General features: G+C 44.7%; 9 protein-coding genes, 1 rRNA gene and 1 pseudogene. 6 read left to right on the top strand and 5 right to left on the bottom strand.

Going from position 1 to position 17,581, the window contains the following annotated elements; all coding sequences use genetic code 11:
* Positions 1-105 precede the first annotated feature (105 nt).
* Positions 106-221, top strand: a 5S ribosomal RNA gene (gene rrf, locus Q4Q52_RS16575).
* A gap of 95 nt (positions 222-316) precedes the next feature.
* Here rrf and Q4Q52_RS16580 read toward each other — a convergent pair.
* The 3 genes from Q4Q52_RS16580 to Q4Q52_RS16590 form a co-directional block, all read right to left on the bottom strand.
* A protein-coding gene (locus Q4Q52_RS16580) for an IS630 family transposase (RefSeq protein ID WP_311991126.1) occupies positions 317-1,355 on the bottom strand; the annotation gives its coding sequence in 2 pieces (ribosomal slippage) (positions 317-895 and positions 897-1,355; 1,038 coding nt in all).
* Positions 1,356-1,619: 264 nt separating this feature from the next.
* Positions 1,620-2,378, bottom strand: coding sequence for a DUF2057 domain-containing protein (locus Q4Q52_RS16585; protein ID WP_311991127.1), 759 nt, complete (start codon positions 2,376-2,378; stop codon positions 1,620-1,622).
* Between the two features lie 205 nt (positions 2,379-2,583).
* Positions 2,584-4,629 (bottom strand): bifunctional 2',3'-cyclic-nucleotide 2'-phosphodiesterase/3'-nucleotidase, encoded by a 2,046-nt coding sequence (locus Q4Q52_RS16590; RefSeq protein ID WP_311991128.1) that lies wholly within the window; start codon positions 4,627-4,629, stop codon positions 2,584-2,586.
* A 707-nt stretch (positions 4,630-5,336) separates the two neighbouring features.
* On the opposite strand from Q4Q52_RS16590, the gene Q4Q52_RS16595 reads away from it, so the two are divergent.
* Positions 5,337-7,481 (top strand): M3 family metallopeptidase, encoded by a 2,145-nt coding sequence (locus tag Q4Q52_RS16595; protein ID WP_311991129.1) that lies wholly within the window; start codon positions 5,337-5,339, stop codon positions 7,479-7,481.
* A gap of 429 nt (positions 7,482-7,910) precedes the next feature.
* Here the strand turns inward: Q4Q52_RS16595 and Q4Q52_RS16600 are convergent, their stop codons facing one another.
* Positions 7,911-10,115 (bottom strand): M3 family metallopeptidase, encoded by a 2,205-nt coding sequence (locus Q4Q52_RS16600; protein WP_311991130.1) that lies wholly within the window; start codon positions 10,113-10,115, stop codon positions 7,911-7,913.
* A 410-nt stretch (positions 10,116-10,525) separates the two neighbouring features.
* On the opposite strand from Q4Q52_RS16600, the gene Q4Q52_RS16605 reads away from it, so the two are divergent.
* From Q4Q52_RS16605 to Q4Q52_RS16615, 3 genes and pseudogenes are all read left to right on the top strand, one after another.
* Entirely contained in the window at positions 10,526-12,169 is a 1,644-nt protein-coding gene (locus Q4Q52_RS16605; RefSeq protein ID WP_311991131.1) for a dipeptidase, read from the top strand.
* Positions 12,170-12,415: 246 nt separating this feature from the next.
* A complete protein-coding gene (locus tag Q4Q52_RS16610; protein ID WP_311991132.1) occupies positions 12,416-13,393 on the top strand; it encodes a transposase in 978 nt (325 codons plus the stop codon).
* A 225-nt stretch (positions 13,394-13,618) separates the two neighbouring features.
* A pseudogene (locus Q4Q52_RS16615) lies at positions 13,619-14,002 on the top strand (hypothetical protein); the annotation flags it as partial.
* Between the two features lie 165 nt (positions 14,003-14,167).
* Here the strand turns inward: Q4Q52_RS16615 and Q4Q52_RS16620 are convergent.
* Positions 14,168-14,302 carry a hypothetical protein gene (locus Q4Q52_RS16620; RefSeq protein ID WP_259563962.1) on the bottom strand — a complete coding sequence of 45 codons (135 nt, stop codon included), beginning with the start codon at positions 14,300-14,302 and terminating at the stop codon, positions 14,168-14,170.
* Between the two features lie 313 nt (positions 14,303-14,615).
* On the opposite strand from Q4Q52_RS16620, the gene Q4Q52_RS16625 reads away from it, so the two are divergent.
* Positions 14,616-16,994 (top strand): DUF4238 domain-containing protein, encoded by a 2,379-nt coding sequence (locus Q4Q52_RS16625; protein WP_311991133.1) that lies wholly within the window; start codon positions 14,616-14,618, stop codon positions 16,992-16,994.
* Positions 16,995-17,581 lie beyond the last annotated feature (587 nt).

The following is a 17,581-nucleotide window of genomic DNA, read 5'->3' on the forward strand; positions in this document are numbered from 1 at the left end:
AGAATATCGACACTTGATAAAGTTAAAGACTCAAACAAAGCAAATCAGCTTTCCGAATTATTATTAACGTGGTCCAGAGATGGACACGGTAATAAACAGAATTTGCTTGGTGACAATAGCCTTGTGGAACCACCTGATCCCATCCCGAACTCAGAAGTGAAACGCAAACGCGCCGATGGTAGTGTGGGGTCTCCCCATGTGAGAGTAGGTCATCGCCAAGCGCCTAATTATCTCGTAGAGATGTAACGAAGCCAGCTTAATAAGCTGGCTTTTTTGCGTCTGAGGTTTGTAAAAATCAGCCTAATACCATTCCGCATTAAAGTTCAGTCACCTTTGCCCATTCCCGAGAGCACATTTTTACCACGCGTTTTGTACAACTGATAAAGCTGTTCCATGCCTGGCTGCAGGCATCCACTATGTCCTCATATCCTTTAAAACAGCGATTGGCGAGATAATGTTGGCGCAGCCAACTCCATACCTGTTCGATGGGGTTTAGTTCTGGGGAATATGGCGGCAGTTTGAGTATAGACAGGTTGGGGATATCAGCAGCAATGTCATTGGTATGCCAACCCGCACCGTCCATTACCACGACAGCATGGCGGCCAGGTTTGGTGCGTTTTGCAATCAGCTCCAAGTGCTGGTGCATGATGTCCTTATTAACGAATGGCGTGATGATGGCTTCAGTTTCTCCTGTTGCAGGACAGACTGCGCCGAAGAGATGCACATATTCAAACTGCTGCTGTCTTAGCGCTCTTGGTCTACTGCCTTTGGGGGCCCAAAGTCGTGTCGTTGTATTTTGCTGGCCGAATCTGGCTTCGTCCTGAAACCAAATATCAATCTGGTGTGGTTGTATATGAATGGGAGCGTGAAGGATCGTTTCCAGAGGAAACTTTTTTAAAAGCGTCCTGTAAGCTCTGAGTTTGTTTTGGATGCCTGGAGCGGCTGGTTATCCAACAGAATCCCATGCTCTTTAGTAGCTTATAGATGTGATTGGGATGGTACTCGACATTAAACTCACTCGAGATGTATTGCTGGATGTCGGCCCCAGTGAGTCTGCCGCTCTCATCTGATTGTGCTTTGAACTCAATGTATCTGGCGAGTCTCCTTTTTTGCTCATTTGACAATGACGGCTTCTTCCCTAGGCGTGGTTTATCTTCAAGTCCTGCCAGTCCTTGCCCAAGATAGCTGGAGACCCATAAGTTGACGCTAGATCTGGCCACCTTCAACTGGCTTGCCACCTGAGTGCGGTTATGGCATTGCAAAAATAGCGATACAGCGAGCAATCGCATGCGCTTATGCGGATTTTTTTCTCTTTTGGAGAGGCTAAGCAGACTTTCAGCAGTTTCAGGTTTCATAATCCAATTTCAAGCTGTTGGGTTGCTTGCTATTAGATCAGACTTCAATGCGGAATGGTATTAAATGACATTAAGCTGTGAAGTGGGAATGGTTTACTGGGCGCATTTTTAATGAGCTTAAGTTTTACTAAGTTCTAATTTTACGAACTGAATAGAGCCGCCAGTTCATATGTGACACTAAGCTGGCGGTCTGAAATAGATAGCCGAAGCGTTGTTGATGGTTGGAGGACAAATATCCTCTACAACGCGGGCGTATTCTATGGGTTATTCTTTATTGATTTTGGCTTTGAAGCTGGCTTTGGTATTGTCGTTTGCTTGTTTGTACCAGTAATCAAGCATTTGACTGATTTCAGTTTGGCTAGGTGCGGTTGTAGAAGTCACTGAAGTCGTTGGCTGAGCCTTGTCATTTACCGCTGCGGCAGCTGACGACATTACTGCTGGCGCGATCAAGTTCGTGGATGTGACTGCTGCTGTTTGGCGTATTTGTGGTTGGCTTGCCAATACTGGTGCAATGGCGTCGTTTGCTTGTGTTGTCGCGGTATTCATAGTGAGATTTAATGAAGCCGGATTATTGCTAAGGTTGTACTGCAGTATCTCGTGTTCGAAATCCCGTCCCAGTTGGATCCCATTCTTAATCAATTTATCGCTGGTAAAACTCACTGCTTCATCTTGAGTATTTGATAGTGTCAGCTTGGGTGACTCATCAAATTTCTTGGCATCTCTGGCTGAGTTGATGGCGGGAAGTGTCAGGGTAAGTGTTTGTGCTGACGCATCAAAACGGACGATAAGTACGTCGGATAGATAATGCACTGAGTCAGCTTGTTGCCGGTATTGCGCGGCATAACGGAAGGCGATTTGATTGATACCATCGGCTAAAACAAGGTTGCTACTCTTTACTGCTGGCTTGCCATTGACCGTTAACACTTCAGCATTTTTAGGCAGATTGAGATTAACATCGGCCATTGCAGGTTGCACAACTCCCAGTATTAACGCGGTGGCACATAAGATTGATTGATATTTCATAAGCTTTCTCTGTTGTTGCGAGGACGCCGCTAAATAATAAGGTAGATATCTGACGACACAAAGCAGGTTTAACCTTTAGTGTGGAGCATGATGAACTAAATGGCGACACGCCGTTTATAGCGCGCAGATTAGCGTTAATTTTATCTGTAGGGAATAAAAAAGGCTCACGAGGAGCCTTTTTAGCATGATATTGCGGGATTAACGCTTATTTGGTTAGGTTGATGCTATAAACGGCGAAACCCAGTTCATCCTTGCTGATCTTCTTCATTTCACGTTGTTTATTGGCTTCAATAAAGGCAGCGGCTTTATCACTGTCTTGGGTTTCGAAGCGAACGTCTAATGTGACGTTAGTAGTGATGGTTTTGAAATCCCAGTTGTAATCGGCACTTGGATTGACCATAGCTTCGTACTTACCCGTGGTTTCGTTGTACTGAGATTGCGCTGTGATATAAGCCGCTAACGCCTCACGGTTGGTATCGGGCAGTTCGAGCACGACGTGGTCACTACCCGTACCGGCAAACTTACCACCAAAGGCGCGGTAGTTATTTGAGGCGACGATAAACTCTTTCGCGGCAAATTCTTCACCTGTGATGACTTTACCGTTTTCGTCTTTATAGCTTAAATCAACGATACGGTTCGCATTGGCATTGACAACGGCGCAATCGCGGTCAAACTTGTTCGGTTGAGTGACATCAATCTTGTAGGTTAAGCCATCGAGTACGTCGAAGTTATAGGTTGGATGACCATCCCAGTTGATTAACCCTTGTGGGGTGGTTTTTGTTGGGTCGATTTGATTGAACTGGTTCGCTGAGCACTCGAGCCAATCTTTCAATTCGGCGCCCGTTGCTTTGACTGCCACCATAGTGTTGGGATATAGGTACAGATCGGCGGCGTTTTTAAAGGTCAGTGGACCTTTATCGACTTGCACAAATTGATCGGCATCACTGGTTGTACCGTGGCGACCGCCCGCTTTAAAAGGCGCAGAGGCTGACAGTACTGGCAACCCTTTTAATTCCGGAGGTAATTTTGCTTTCACGTTTGCGATTTGCGCATCGGAAACGATTTGTACCGTAGGGTCGTCCTGCACTAAGGTAAGGAAGCTATACATGTCCGCCGCGGCGACACCAATAGGCTCATCCACAAAGGCGAGGGTACCTTGGTGCTCGGCGGCAACGGCATCGTGAATAGCAGCATCCGCTTCAACTAATGGGGCTTTATTTGCGCCATCATAGATAGGGCGAGCTTGCGTTTTGGCACTAAGGACATGCCACTTGTCATCTCTACGCTCAAGTTTAAAGTCAACCACCCCTAAGTTATCGCCCCAACGACCTGGCATCACCGCGGGGACGCCGTTCAGTAGGCCTTTTGTGACATCGGTATTGGGTAAGTCGGCATACTTAGCATCTGGGAAGATAGAGTGGCTGTGGCCGAATAGAATCGCATCGATACCGTCAACATAAGTCAAAGCGTAAGTGGCGTTTTCAGCCATAGGATCGCCAGGATTTTCCGTTGAACCAATGCCAGAGTGAGGAATGGCGATAATGATATCGGCCCCTTTGGCTTTCATTTCTGGGACATATTTTTTTGCGGTGGTAACGATATCTTCAACCGTCACTTTCCCCGTCAGATTTTGCTTATCCCACAATAGAATTTGTGGTGGCACAAAGCCAATATAACCAATGTTAATGGTTTGATTATTGCCTTCGCTGTCGATAATATTTTTTTGTTTAATGATATAAGGGGTGAATAAATGCTCACCTTTTTTCACCTCTTTCCAGCAACCCTTATCGTCGGCGCAATAAACGTTTGAGTTGATATAAGGGAAATCTGCACCACTAATGGATTTATTTAAGAAGTCTAAACCATAGTTAAATTCATGGTTACCGATATTACCGACTTCATAATCTAATAGGTTCATGGCTTTATAAGCAGGGTGAACATCGCCCATTTGCAGGCCAACTTTGGCCATATAATCACCCATAGGGCTGCCTTGCAGCAGATCGCCGTTATCAACGAGGACGCTATTCTTGGCTTCGCTGCGTGCAGCGTGGATCAAGCTTGCAGTGCGGGCAAGACCGATAGTGGGATCGTCTTTACCACTGTAGTAGTTGAAATCCATGATATTTGTGTGCAGATCTGTGGTTTCGAGTACCCGTAAATCGGCTTGAACGACTTTGTCGTCATCAGAATTACAGGCGCTGACACCAAGGGCGGCAGTGATCATCACTGCGAGTATTTTCTTATTTAACATAGTTATCTCTATTTATATTTATTTGACCCCAACGCATGTTCCGTCAAGAGCATGCCCATCATCCCGTTAATTCAGCGTCATTTAACTGTTAGGTTAATTTGTCGCTAAGTTAACGAGCGGGAATTATAAAGACATTTGATGATCTGAATGTGACATTAATCGGAGAAAAGCTGTTTCAAATTGTGACTTAGAGTGCGTCTGCCTAAATAATGAGCCATTTGGCCTGTGTATTTGTTACATTGAGGTTTAAATAATCACAGCAAAAAGTTTATTAAGAAGAATTAATATTTGTTATAGAAACGGTGTTTTATTTGCTTATATCGTTTTTTATGTTGAGGATATTTGGCTTAAAAATCCACTTGGATTGTTTTAAATAATTCTTTTTACATTGAATTTTAGCTAATCCTCATCACCTTTGCTTGCAAGCACTTAGTAAGGATCGCAGCACATTAGGTGTAGCTAAGCGTTGGCATAAGCACATATAGACTGGTAATACACATAAAGTGATACAAATTCGCGCCGCTGCTGCGGGGTAAAACTTGGCTGAAATGCGCGTAACTTGTTAAGGTAGCTCATCGAAATTAACGACCGTAGCAACAAGCGTTCGTTAATTCAGACTGTTTTAAACTGAAAGCCAAAATCCGTTAGCGCGCACCTTTCACCTTAAAAATACAAACGAAAGGGCAGCAACATCCAAGGGAGTTAATATGCGTAAGTCCGTTATAACCACAGCCGTGGCCGCGGCATTGTTACTTGGCGCTTGTTCAGACAAGCCAGCCGCCAGTGCCAATGAAGCCAAAAATGCCGTAGCGACTCAAATCGCTGCTAAAGCAGAAGCAACCAATGTATTGCTGAGCAAGAGTCCGCTGCAGGATCAAGCGCCACAATTTAACCTTATCCATACGGCAGATTATGCTCCTGCCTTCGAGCAAGGCATTAAAGCCCATGATGCTGAAATCGCTGCAATTGTGAATAACAAGCAAGCGGCCAGTTTTGACAACACCATTCTGGCGATGGAAACCTCAGGTGAATTATTAACGCGTGTGTCGCGGACCTTTTTTAATCTCGCCGGTCTGATTTCTGATGATGATTTCCAGAAAACCGAAGCTGATCTTGCACCTATGCTATCTGCCCATCGCGATAATATTTATCTCGATCCAACGTTATTTGCCCGTGTTGAAGCGGTATATCAACAAAAAAGCAGCTTAAATGCGGAAGATCAGCGTTTAGTTGAATACTACTATGAGCAGTTTGTTCGCGCTGGCGCGAAATTGTCGGCTGAAGATAAAGCTAAAATGCGCGACTTTAACGCCGAGCTTGCAACCTTAGCGACGGACTTTTCACAAAACAGCTTAAAATCATTTAAAGATGATGTGATTGTTGTGACTGATAAAGCCCAGTTAGCTGGTTTATCTGACAGCGAAATCGCCACCTTAGCCGCTGCCGCCAAAGCTGCTGGAAAAGAGGGCTATTTGATTACCTTAGTGAACACGACACGCCAACCTGTACTTTCTAGCCTGAGCAACCGTGAACTGCGCCAAAAAGTGTGGGAAACCTCGGCGCACAGAGCCGTCGCAATCAATGGTCCATTGATTGTCAAAATGGCGCAAATACGGGCTAAAAAAGCCAATTTACTGGGGTTCGATACTTGGGCATCCTATGCGGTTGCCGATCAAATGGCGAAAACCCCAGCCGCTGTGTATGAAATCCTCGATGATTTAGCGCCAAAAGCTTTAGCTCGCGCCAAAGTGGAAGCGGCTGATATTCAAGCTGAAATCAAAAAGGCGGGCGGTGATTTTGAGCTGCAACCTTGGGATTGGGCTTACTACGCTGACAAAGTGCGTCAAGAGAAATACTCCCTCGATGAAAGCAGTATCAAGCCTTATTTCGAGTTTAATACTGTGCTGCAAGACGGGCTGTTTTTCGCGATGCATAAACTGTATGGCATCAGCTTAAAACCGCGTACCGATTTACCTGTGTGGCATTCCGATGTTTTAGCTTTTGAAGTCTTTGATAAAGATAACAGTTCTATTGGCTTATTCTACCTAGACCCGTATGCCCGTGAAGGTAAAGGCGGCGGTGCGTGGATGGATGAGTTCGTCACCCAAAGCGGTCTGCTCGGCACTAAGCCCGTTGTCTATAACGCGCTTAATATTCCTAAGCCAGCCGATGGCCCAACGCTAATGACCTTCGATGAAGTGACCACTCTGTTCCATGAATTTGGCCATGCGATACACGGTTTATTCTCGCAGGTGAAATACCCAAGCGTGGCTGGCACATCAACCGCACGTGACTTTGTTGAGTTCCCATCACAGGTTAACGAAGATTGGAATATCGTCCCAGCTGTGATTGCTAACTATGCCAAACACTACAAAACGGGTGAGCCAATTCCTAAGGCACTACTCGATAAAATCTTAGCGGCAAATAAGTTTGGCCAAGGTTTTGATACCGTTGAGTACCTGTCAGCGGCCTTGTTAGATATGGAATGGCACTCTATCAGCGCCGATACTCAAATTAGCGATGTAGAGAAGTTTGAGCACCAAGTGCTAGCTAAACATGGTCTTGATTTTGCGCCAATTCCCCCGCGTTATAAGTCGAGCTACTTTAGCCATGCCTTCTCTGGCGGTTATTCGGCTGGATATTACGCGTATTTGTGGACCGAAGTGTTTGCCGCCGATGCCTTTGCCTATATGGGCGAGCATGGTGGATTAAAAGCCGATAATGGTGACAAATTCCGTAAGGAAGTCTTATCTAAAGGTAACAGTGAAGATCTCATGCAAGATTACATTCACTTTACCGGTAAAAAACCGACAACCGATGCACTGTTAAAGCGCCGCGGTTTAGTCGACTAATCGATTCGTTGTAAAAAGGCCCAAAGGCTTGTTAGGGAAACCTAGCAAGCCTTTTTATTGATATCGGGGCGGATTTATTAACCATTTTTTGTTTCAAGATGGAAAGTGTAGAGGATGTAAAATCTACCGATAACGCGCTAATCACAGTTTCAAAATAGTTTGTTGAAAGGCAGCATTGAACCATTTTGTTTTTAATCAAATACTTATGTTTGATTCTCACGCATAAAGTTAGCAATAGTCTCCGCCTTTAAGAAGTTTAAGTGTAAGTTCCGTAGCATCTTTTTCCCAAGATGTTACTTGCCAAGCTGTACTCTGTCATCTTGACCCTTCCTTGCCATTTCCCTATTTGGTATCAGTAAAATAAAAACAGGGAGTGTTAGCTCCCTGTTTATGATATTTAAAACTTCAATTTAGAGGGATGATGTTATGTTACTCGGCCAGTAATCCGCGGCTACGCAGTAGCGGTTCGATACCGGCTTCTTTACCGCGGAAGTTTTTATACATCAGCATAGGATCATCGCTGCCGCCTTTCGACAGGATATTATTACGGAAGGAATCCGCAGTGGCCTTGTCGAAAATGCCGTTTTCTTTAAAGGCTTCGAAAGCATCCGCGCCTAAAATATCCGACCACAGGTAGCTGTAGTAGCCTGCAGAATAACCGCCTGCGAAAATATGCGAGAAGTAAGTGCTGCGATAGCGTGGGCTAATTTCTTCAATCAGTCCCATTGCCGCTAACGAGTCCGCTTCAAACTTGGCCGCATCTTTTGGCGTAGTGTCGGTCAGTGTGTGCCAATCTAAATCGAGCTTAGTGGCCGCCATATATTCAACGGTGGCAAAGCCTTGGTTGAACTTGCTGGCCGCTTGGATTTTTTTCACTAATTCTTGTGGGATCACTTCGCCGGTTTTGTAGTGCTTGGCAAATTGGGCTAACACTTCTGGCTGGGTCATCCAGTTTTCATTCACTTGCGATGGGAACTCAACGTAATCGCGAGGAACGGCTGTGCCGCCCTGTGAGCGATATTCCACATTCGATAACATGCCGTGTAGGGCATGGCCAAATTCGTGGAATAGGGTGCTGGCTTCATCGAAGGTCAGCAGCGCTGGCTCATTGCCCGCAGGGCGAGGGTAGTTCAATACGTTAACAATAATAGGTTTAGAATCAACGCCATTTATATTGTATTGTTTGCGGAAGGAATTCATCCAAGCGCCGCCACGTTTGCTGTCGCGGGTGAAATAGTCACCCATAAAGATGGCCATCAGCTTGCCGTCTTTATCGTAAACTTCCCAAGTACGGACTTCTGCATTGTATTTGGGTAAGTCGGTACGTTCTTTAAAGGTCAAACCGTACAAACGGTTAGCCGTGTAGAACACACCTTTTAGTGTACTGTCGAGGGAGAAATACGGGCGGGTTTGTTGCTCGTTAAAGCTGTACTTAGCGACACGAATTTTGTCGGCGTAGTAATCCCAGTCCCACGCTTGCAGCTTAAATTTGCCACCTTGTGCGTCAATCATGGCTTGCATATCAGCCACTTCGGTTTTGGCTTGGGCTAATGCCGCTGGCCATACTTTGTTGAGTAAGCCATAGACGTTTTCTGGTGTTTTAGCTGTGCGTTCTTCTAACACGAAATCCGCATGGGTTTTATAGCCCATCAACTGAGCACGTTCGGCACGCAGGGCGGCAATCTTCGCGAGGATAATCTTGTTATCGTTGGCGTTATTGTTGTTACCGCGCTCGATATAACCTTTGTAGAGTTTTTCACGTAACTGGCGGTTATCGGCATAGGTTAAAAACGGCGTGATAGAAGGGCGAGACGTAGTGAATACCCACTTGCCTTCATGGCCACGTTTTTTGGCGGTTTCAAAAGCGGTCGCAATCACATCAGCGGGTAAACCTGCGAGATCGGCTTTGTTATCAACCACTAATTCGAAGGCATTGGTTTCGGCCAATAGATTGTCACCAAAGGCTAAATTGAGTTTGCCGATCTCTTCGTTTAATGCGCGCAGTTTGGTTTTATCTTGTTCGCTTAAGTTAGCGCCGCCACGGGTGAAAGATTTATAGGTATCTTCCAACAATTTGGCTTGGGCAGTGCTGAGTTTTAGGCTGTCTTTCGCGTTGTGAACGGCTTTGACTTTTTGAAACAGTTTGTCATTGAGCAATATATCGTCTTCGGCGGACGATAACATAGGCGACACTTCTTTGGAGAGTGCTTGCAATGCTGGCGTAGTATCGGCGCCTGTCAGGTTAAAGAAGACATTAGAAACGCGGGTCACTAGATCGCCAGAAAACTCCATGGCTTCAATGGTATTGGCGAAGGTGGGCTTTGCTTTATTATCAACAATCGCTTGAATTTGCTCGTGTTGCTGAGCTACGCCCGCCTTAAAGGCTGGGAGGAAGTGCTCTGGCTTGATCTTATCAAAGGCCGGAATTTCCATAAACGTATCATAGGGTTTAAAGAATGGATTGGTCGCATTCTGACTGATAATCTGCGCTGACACGGCATTGGGTGCTGCGTTGGCTTGAACACTGGCTTCGGGTTGTTGTGTGCTACAAGCGCCCAAAGTTAAGGCTAAAGCGATGGCACTTAGCGTGAGCTTAGCCGTGCGGGCTTGCGGTTTAAGGGTTAGTCCCTTCATTATTTGTTCCCCGTTAGGTCGATTATTGTTATGGGTGATTGTTTGATGATGGCCATGGATTTCAGCAAAAATTGAAGTCTACGCGCGGCTAAAACCATTAATTTATCTTAATGTGACTGTTTAACATGTATCGGACTAGGGGTTCCATTGATTTTGTGTTTAGTTTGTAACAAATGTTTTGTTTCAGGCTTTTAAGCAAAATAATATGGCAAACTGGCTGCGGATGTTATCGCGTCTCGGTGCGCTTTCTTGGCAACATCATTGGTCAAGGCTGCAGTCGAAGATAATAGCCGCAAACACGTCGCAGATGACTGGCGTAAGCCACACCTTGCACTAAACCAGCTTAATCCATTTTCAACCGTCTCTTGCAGTACGGTCCTAAAACACGAATAACAATAATAGGATCTTCTATGTCTCAATCTGATATTCAACATGCTCGCGTGCGTCGAGCGTTATCCTTGGCATTACTGACAGCGTCTAGCTGGGTTATGCCGCAGTGTATTGCAGCGCCAGCAACAACAGCGGCTCAAACAAACGTCACCCAGTTAAGCCAAAATGTACTAAAGGTCGCCGATTACGCGGTCGCAAAATACGATGCGGCTATGGTGCAGAGTTTGACTCAGTTGGTGAGTTTTAATACCCAAGCGGTTGAAGGGCAAACGCCAGATACCAATCCCGCCTTTGTGGGCTTCAAGTCGAGTTTAAAGCAACTCAGTCAGGATCTCGGGTTAGATTATGCCGATCATGGCTATGTGGTGTTGATTGGCTTAGATGCCAATTCGGCTGTTAACAATGAATCTAAAAAGTTAGGCATAGTCACCCACGGCGATGTGCAACCTGCTAATCCTGCATTGTGGGCGCAGAGCCCTTATCTGCTTGATACTCAATCGGAACCGGGCAAACTGATTGGCCGCGGCACAGAGGACGACAAGGGCGCCATTGTCACTGCCATGTATGCGATGAAGGCGATTAAAGATAAACACATTAAGCGAGATAGACGCATTGAACTCTTGGTTTATCTTGCTGAAGAGTCCGACTGGGGACCACTGAAAACCTTTTTAGCCAGCTACACGCCAGCGGATATGAACATTACTATTGATGCTGAATACCCCGTGGTCACCGCCGAGAAAGGCTGGAGCAAGATTACCTTTACAGTGCCCAATATTACGATCTCCAATAAAGAAACTAAAGCAGAGGCTTCAACTCAAGCGCCCACGTTAACGGCTTTCTCTGGCGGCTATTTCGCAAGCCAAGTACCGCAGCAGGCTGAAGCAGAAATTGAGGCGGTTTCACCTGCATTGCTGACAAAGTTACAGACCAGAGCAGCCGCGCAGCAGGGGATGAAATACCGTTTTGAAAACCATTGCGTCGATAAGCTGTGTAACTTGCATATTTTTGCCGACGGTAAAGCCGCCCACTCATCCACCCCTGAGGATGGAGTGAATGCTGTGACCCATTTAGCGGCATTATTAAGTCCCGAGTTGAATGATAAACCTTGGCCGCAAACCAGCGCCTCCTTAACCGTTGCCGCCATGAACGAGCTGGTGGGTTTAGGCATTTACGCCGAGCAGTTTGGTGACTTAGCTTATAAAGATGATTTTATGGGACCGCTGACCTTAGCCCCAACTGTGGTTGTGCAAACGCAGAAGGGTACTGAGGTGACTATTAACTTACGTCGCCCTGTCGGCAAGACGCCAGAGTTACTCGCTAAGCAAGCCCGTGAAGCCCTAGCCCTGTGGCAGGAGAAACACCAAGTGCAGCTAGCTGATATCGAAAGTTATTGGGGCGAGCCTATGGTGATGAAAGGTGCGCCGCAGCAACAAACCCTGCTTGACGTGTTTGCCCACTTCACTGGCATAGTCGACCCTAAACCCGTTGCAATTGGCGGCTCAACCAACAGTAAATTATTCCCCAATGCCTTAAGTTTTGGCCCAGCCATGCCGGGCGTGGAATACACTGGCCATACCGAAAAAGAGTTCATCACCCATAAGCAATTTATGCTGAATCTAAAAATGTACACAGCTGCATTTATCGAGCTATCGGCGGCAAAATAGTGCTCTTTGTTAAAGTGATTGTGGAATGGCATAAAAGTGTAGGGGAGCAATAAAGTCTGATATCAAGTATTAAGCCAAGCATTAAGGGTTAATAGAACAATGGCGGTTAAATCTTAGATTTCCGCCATTCCAACTCTAAATACTCAAAGGCAGAAAGGCTCTGAAAGAAAAATGGACATCCAGTCTCAATGGCATGGTAATTAACCTCCGACTATGCTTGGTTAAGCATTTAACAAGGAGGTTTGTATGCCGCGCCCACGTAGAACTCAGATAAGTGTTGAAGACACACCCTATTACCATTGCTGTAGCCGCGTTGTGCGGCGTGCGTTTTTGTGTGGTGACGATGCCTATTCGGGAAAAAACTATGACCATCGCCGCGCATGGGTAGAGTTGCTACTGTTTGAACTCGAAGCGGTTTTTGCTATTGATGTGGCGGCCTTTGCAGTGATGTCCAATCATCTGCATGTGGTGCTGCGGGTCGATATCGACAGCGCCAATCGTTGGACTGACCGCGAAGTACTTGAGCAGTGGCATAAGCTGTTTAAAGGCGATGAATTAACGCAAAAATTCGCCAAAGGTGAATTAGTTGAGGCGCATGAAGTTCACAGATTAAAGCATTCAATTGCCATTTATCGCAGCCGATTATGCGATATTTCATGGTTTATGCGCTGCCTTAATGAACCGATAGCAAGACAAGCAAATCAAGAAGATAACTGTACAGGTCGTTTCTGGGAAGGTCGCTTTAAATCGCAAGCCCTGCTCGATGAAGCCGCTGTGTTAACTTGTATGGCCTATGTTGATTTGAATCCTATTAGAGCGCAACTAGCTGATACACCAGAACAATCCGACCATACCAGTATTCAGCTGCGTATTCGGGCCGCATTAAAAGGTGAGCAACCTAAAAATCTACTGCATTTTATCAGTAATGAGCGCGACAACCAGCCCAATGGCATTGCGTTTTTATTATCGGATTACCTTGAATTGGTCGATGATACAGGTCGAATTATTCGAAGTGATAAACGTGGGGCAATCAGTATAAATAGCGCTAAGTTACTGGCAAGATTAAATATCCCACATGACAATTGGCTCAAGCTCACCACTGAGTTTGGCAAGCTATTTCATGGTCCGGTGGGTACGCTGCAAGCACTCACTGATTACTGCGAACATCTAGAAAAGCGACGACGGCACTTTGCGGCAAGCTGTCAGCACTTTCACAGCAACTAACTGTAATACTGCTTAACCAAACCAATCTCTACCCATTTGTTTTATTGGGTGGGTTAGCATGTCTTAAATACACTATTTTTTAATGAGTTAGCTCATTTTTATGCCTCAGCTTTAGCCCTTCAACTTTTGATGACTCTCATTCAAGCAATTTTAGCTCGTACAAGTTGTAGACAAACCAAAAGTGCATTATGTTGTTGATCTAAAATGGGTGGCAAGATTTTCGTTGTGCGCCGTCCTGTCGGCAAAACACCAGAGTTACTCGCTAAACAAGCCCGTGAAGCCCTAGTCTTGTGGCAGGATAAACACCAAGTGCAGCTTGCTGATATCGAAAGTTATTGGGGCGAGCCTATGGTGATGAAAGGTGCGCCGCAGCAACAAACCCTGCTCGACGTGTTTGCCCACTTCACTGGCATAGTCGACCCTAAACCCGTTGCAATTGGCGGCTCAACCAACAGTAAATTATTCCCCAATGCCTTAAGTTTTGGCCCTGCCATGCCGGGCGTGGAATACACTGGCCACACCGAAAAAGAGTTCATCACCCATAAGCAATTTATGCTGAATCTAAAAATGTACACCGCAGCGTTTATCGAGCTATCGGCGGTGAAATAATACTCTTTGTGAATGTGATTGTGGAATGGCATAAAAGTGTAGGGGAGCAATAAAGTTTCTTATCAAGTATTAAGCCAAGCATTAAGGGTTAATAGAACAATGGCGGTTAAATCTTAGATTTCCGCCATTCCAACTTGAAATGCTCAAAAGCTCAAAGCTAGTGAGTTATATCGTCAGTTGTGCTGCATGAATTGTCATTGTTTCCCCTGTGACTCGCCATAAACTCGTCCCTGAGGGCTCGACGACGGCATCCATGCCGCCAACGGTCACAGTTGCAACAATGCCAATCTTAACTAACACTTTTGCTGTTCGTTTAGCTAAAAAGATATTGCCCCTTTATGATTCAGAGCAAAGGCTCATACACACTTTGTTCATAACAACTTTGCCCTACCAGTAGTTATCCGAATGCGACAGCTCAAAGTGCTATTGGCTGATGGTGTTCGGACGGGATATTTCGAAAAAAACTTGAGTTTAATTTTGCCGAGTATTTATCGTATTGCCAAAAATAATGACAATGAAATCTATTCCCAGTGAGGGCCATCAAGCTTTTTTAGTTTGCTGGATAACAGTATTCAGTATAATCTTATTATTTATAGTGGCTTATGGTGGTTGAATGTCTAAAACAAGAGATAATCATTACGTACCTCAATGGCATCAAAAGGGTTTCTTTAGTGAAAGAGAAAATGAGCTTTGTCATCTCAAGGAAAAATCAATTGGATTGCCTAATGGGGACGTCAAAATTATCCCTCCATCTAAAAAGTGGCAGACTCCGACCCAACGTTTTTATCAAAAAGACCTATACACGACTTTCTTTGGAGATGAAATCAACGATGAAATTGAGAAGAAACTGTTTGGGTATATTGATGACAATGGCTCACATGCTGTAAGGGCGTTTCTAACTGATGACCCAGCTGAGTGGCATCAGCATTTTGAAAGTTTCTTTTCGTATTTAGATGCCCAGAAAATCAGAACTCCAAAGGGCTTAGATTGGATAAAAAGCCATTACCCAGAGCTTAGCCAAAATGACCTGATGAAAGAAATGCAGTCAGTAAGGTCGTTGCATTGTACTCTGTGGACTGAGGGAGTACGAGAACTCGTTTCAGCCGAAGATTCAGCGGTTAAATTTATCGTTTCAGACCATCCCGTAACTGTATACAACTATGCGTGCCCACCTGACTCAAAGTTATGTGAATACCCCAACGATCCAGATATTTCCCTAAAGGGCTCACAAACTATTTTTCCATTGGATAAAAATAGATGCTTAATTTTGACCAATCTTGAATATGCAAAAGCCCCTGAATCAGTAAACCCTTTAGAGCCTCGCACTAACGCTGTAAAGATGCGTCAAAGCATGGTTAATACAATAGAGTTTATCAATACTCGAAAGTTGTCAGATGAAGAAGTAACCAAGATTAACTATATAATCAAAAGTCGTTCAAATGAGTCTGTAGCTGCTGGCTCTGATGCTTGGCTACATCCTGATAAAGAAGTTGATTGCGATTGGGCTGATTTAAAACATGTATTGTTACCACCATCTAGCGAACTTTATCGTTATGGTGGGGAGATGTTTGCAAAATTTGATGATGGCCATGTTCATTATCAAGACGCATTTGGCCGAAAAAATCCCGAAAGTAGTTTTCTCAAAAAGACAATTGATGAAAAAATGCTAGGCCCCAATGACAATTGTGGGTGCGGTAGTGGTAGAAAGTACAAGAAGTGCTGTAGAGATATACCGATAGAGAAGCGTTCAACTTGGTCGGTGCTAAGTATTAGGGAACGAAATCTAGCATTGTGTAATGCAATCAGACATGTGCTCGGGCTCAACAAAGGAAAGTCGTGGGATGATGTTAGGCGCGAATTGTCAGATGATCAGGTGTCAGAAATCTATAAATTCTATTCCGTATTATGGCCCGCTGATACCGATATCTATTCTATGTTGCCTAAACCAGATAGTAAGTTTCGTGGACTTTATACTGGCCCATTAGATGTTAGAAGGATAGGTATACACGCACTTACTATGGCTCCTCATTTTGAGGAGTTTCTGATTCAACACCCATTTATCAATCCTAATAATGTAAAGCCTGAATTTAGTCCTGTTGAAACACCTAGTAGTTACAAATATCAGGCCATGAAAGATTTTTACTTCATGTTAACTATTGAGCCATATATTGGTTTAGGGTTGGTAAATCTTATTCCTGATCCTTGTTGCTTCGACTATAGCTTGCATCGTGAAATGCTAGACATGGCAACTTCTAGAAAAGGAACTTTCATTAGTCCGTCAGATCGTCAGCTGTACTTGCATTTGATGACAGAAGACCTTTTAAACTCTACATATTCGAAGCCTAGAGATGTTCGAAAGAGAATGTTATTAAGTGAGTTTCCTCATTTGACGGACAAGCAAGCTGAAGATGTTAATGATACTTTAGATGAGAAAGCTCAAATTGATCCGTTAATCCCCCTACAAGACTTAGTCAGTGGACAAGGCGGTCAGTTTATGCCCTTTAGCATGGCCCCAAACTACGAGATGGGCTTATTTTTAGCACAAGTAACAGGCTCGGTAATTGTAACCGACAGTGAATCTAGATGGGCTGAGTTTCATGCCGCTCAACATCGGAACCAAGGAATAGCTAGTTATCCTTGGAGTGAGGTTTACGATACAGTCACGATGGCTCCTGTAGACTCTCAAGCATTGAATTCGTTTTGTAAATCAACAAGTGCGAATTTTGTTATGTACCGAGATTGGCTTAAGTCTTCCCATGAGTTAGTAGCTTCAAATAACTCAGAGCAAAATTCACTATCAGTGAAGAGGATGCAGGCGGTTGAACTAGATAAAAAAATCAAAGCTCATGATCTTGGGGGTGATTCAATTAACTTTAAAGCTTTAGTCCCCAAAGGAGGGTTTTATGACAAAAATGTGCAGCGGTTACTTCTTAAGTCAAACTGTACTGATTATAACGACAAGGCATTAGCTGTGTATTACTTGTCTTCGTAGCATTTCATTTTTAAGGTATGAATTGCCACCCACTTTGTAGACCTTAACAAGTCCATTTTGCCCAAATTCAGCTTATCAATATCTAACAGTTTAGAGCGACAGATCTAAACTGTTTCTGTCCCAAAGCGTGCTGGGTATCTCCTTTATACAGACAGGTTACACTAGTGCCAAAAAGGTGAGCCATGGTGATTAGCGAGACGACCGTCCGCCCCATGGACGGGGCGGTCGAGCATCCAAGGACGGACTAGCTGCGTGTCGGAGAGTGAATGCCATGGCAAGCCTATATGATTGGATACAAGCCAACGCTACGATCCCAACGACTGAAATAACAGGCCACCCAGTACAGTTTGCCTAAACTATTAGGTCTAAAAGTCAGCTATGTTCAGTACGATTACTTGTTGCCACACAATAAAAAGCCCTGCTTATACAGTGATGTATAGCAGGGCTTTTTGATTGCGAGTTTGCAATAGCTGAGCGGAAGTACGAGCTTTACTCAGGATTTATGACCTAGATCGAATAGGTCATAAATCCTTTTATCTCATCCACCTATTTCTCTCACTCATCTCTTTACATCCATATCTTTTACT

The organism is Shewanella sp. SP1S2-4, assembly GCF_031932075.1.
In the GTDB taxonomy this organism is placed as follows: domain Bacteria; phylum Pseudomonadota; class Gammaproteobacteria; order Enterobacterales; family Shewanellaceae; genus Shewanella; species Shewanella baltica.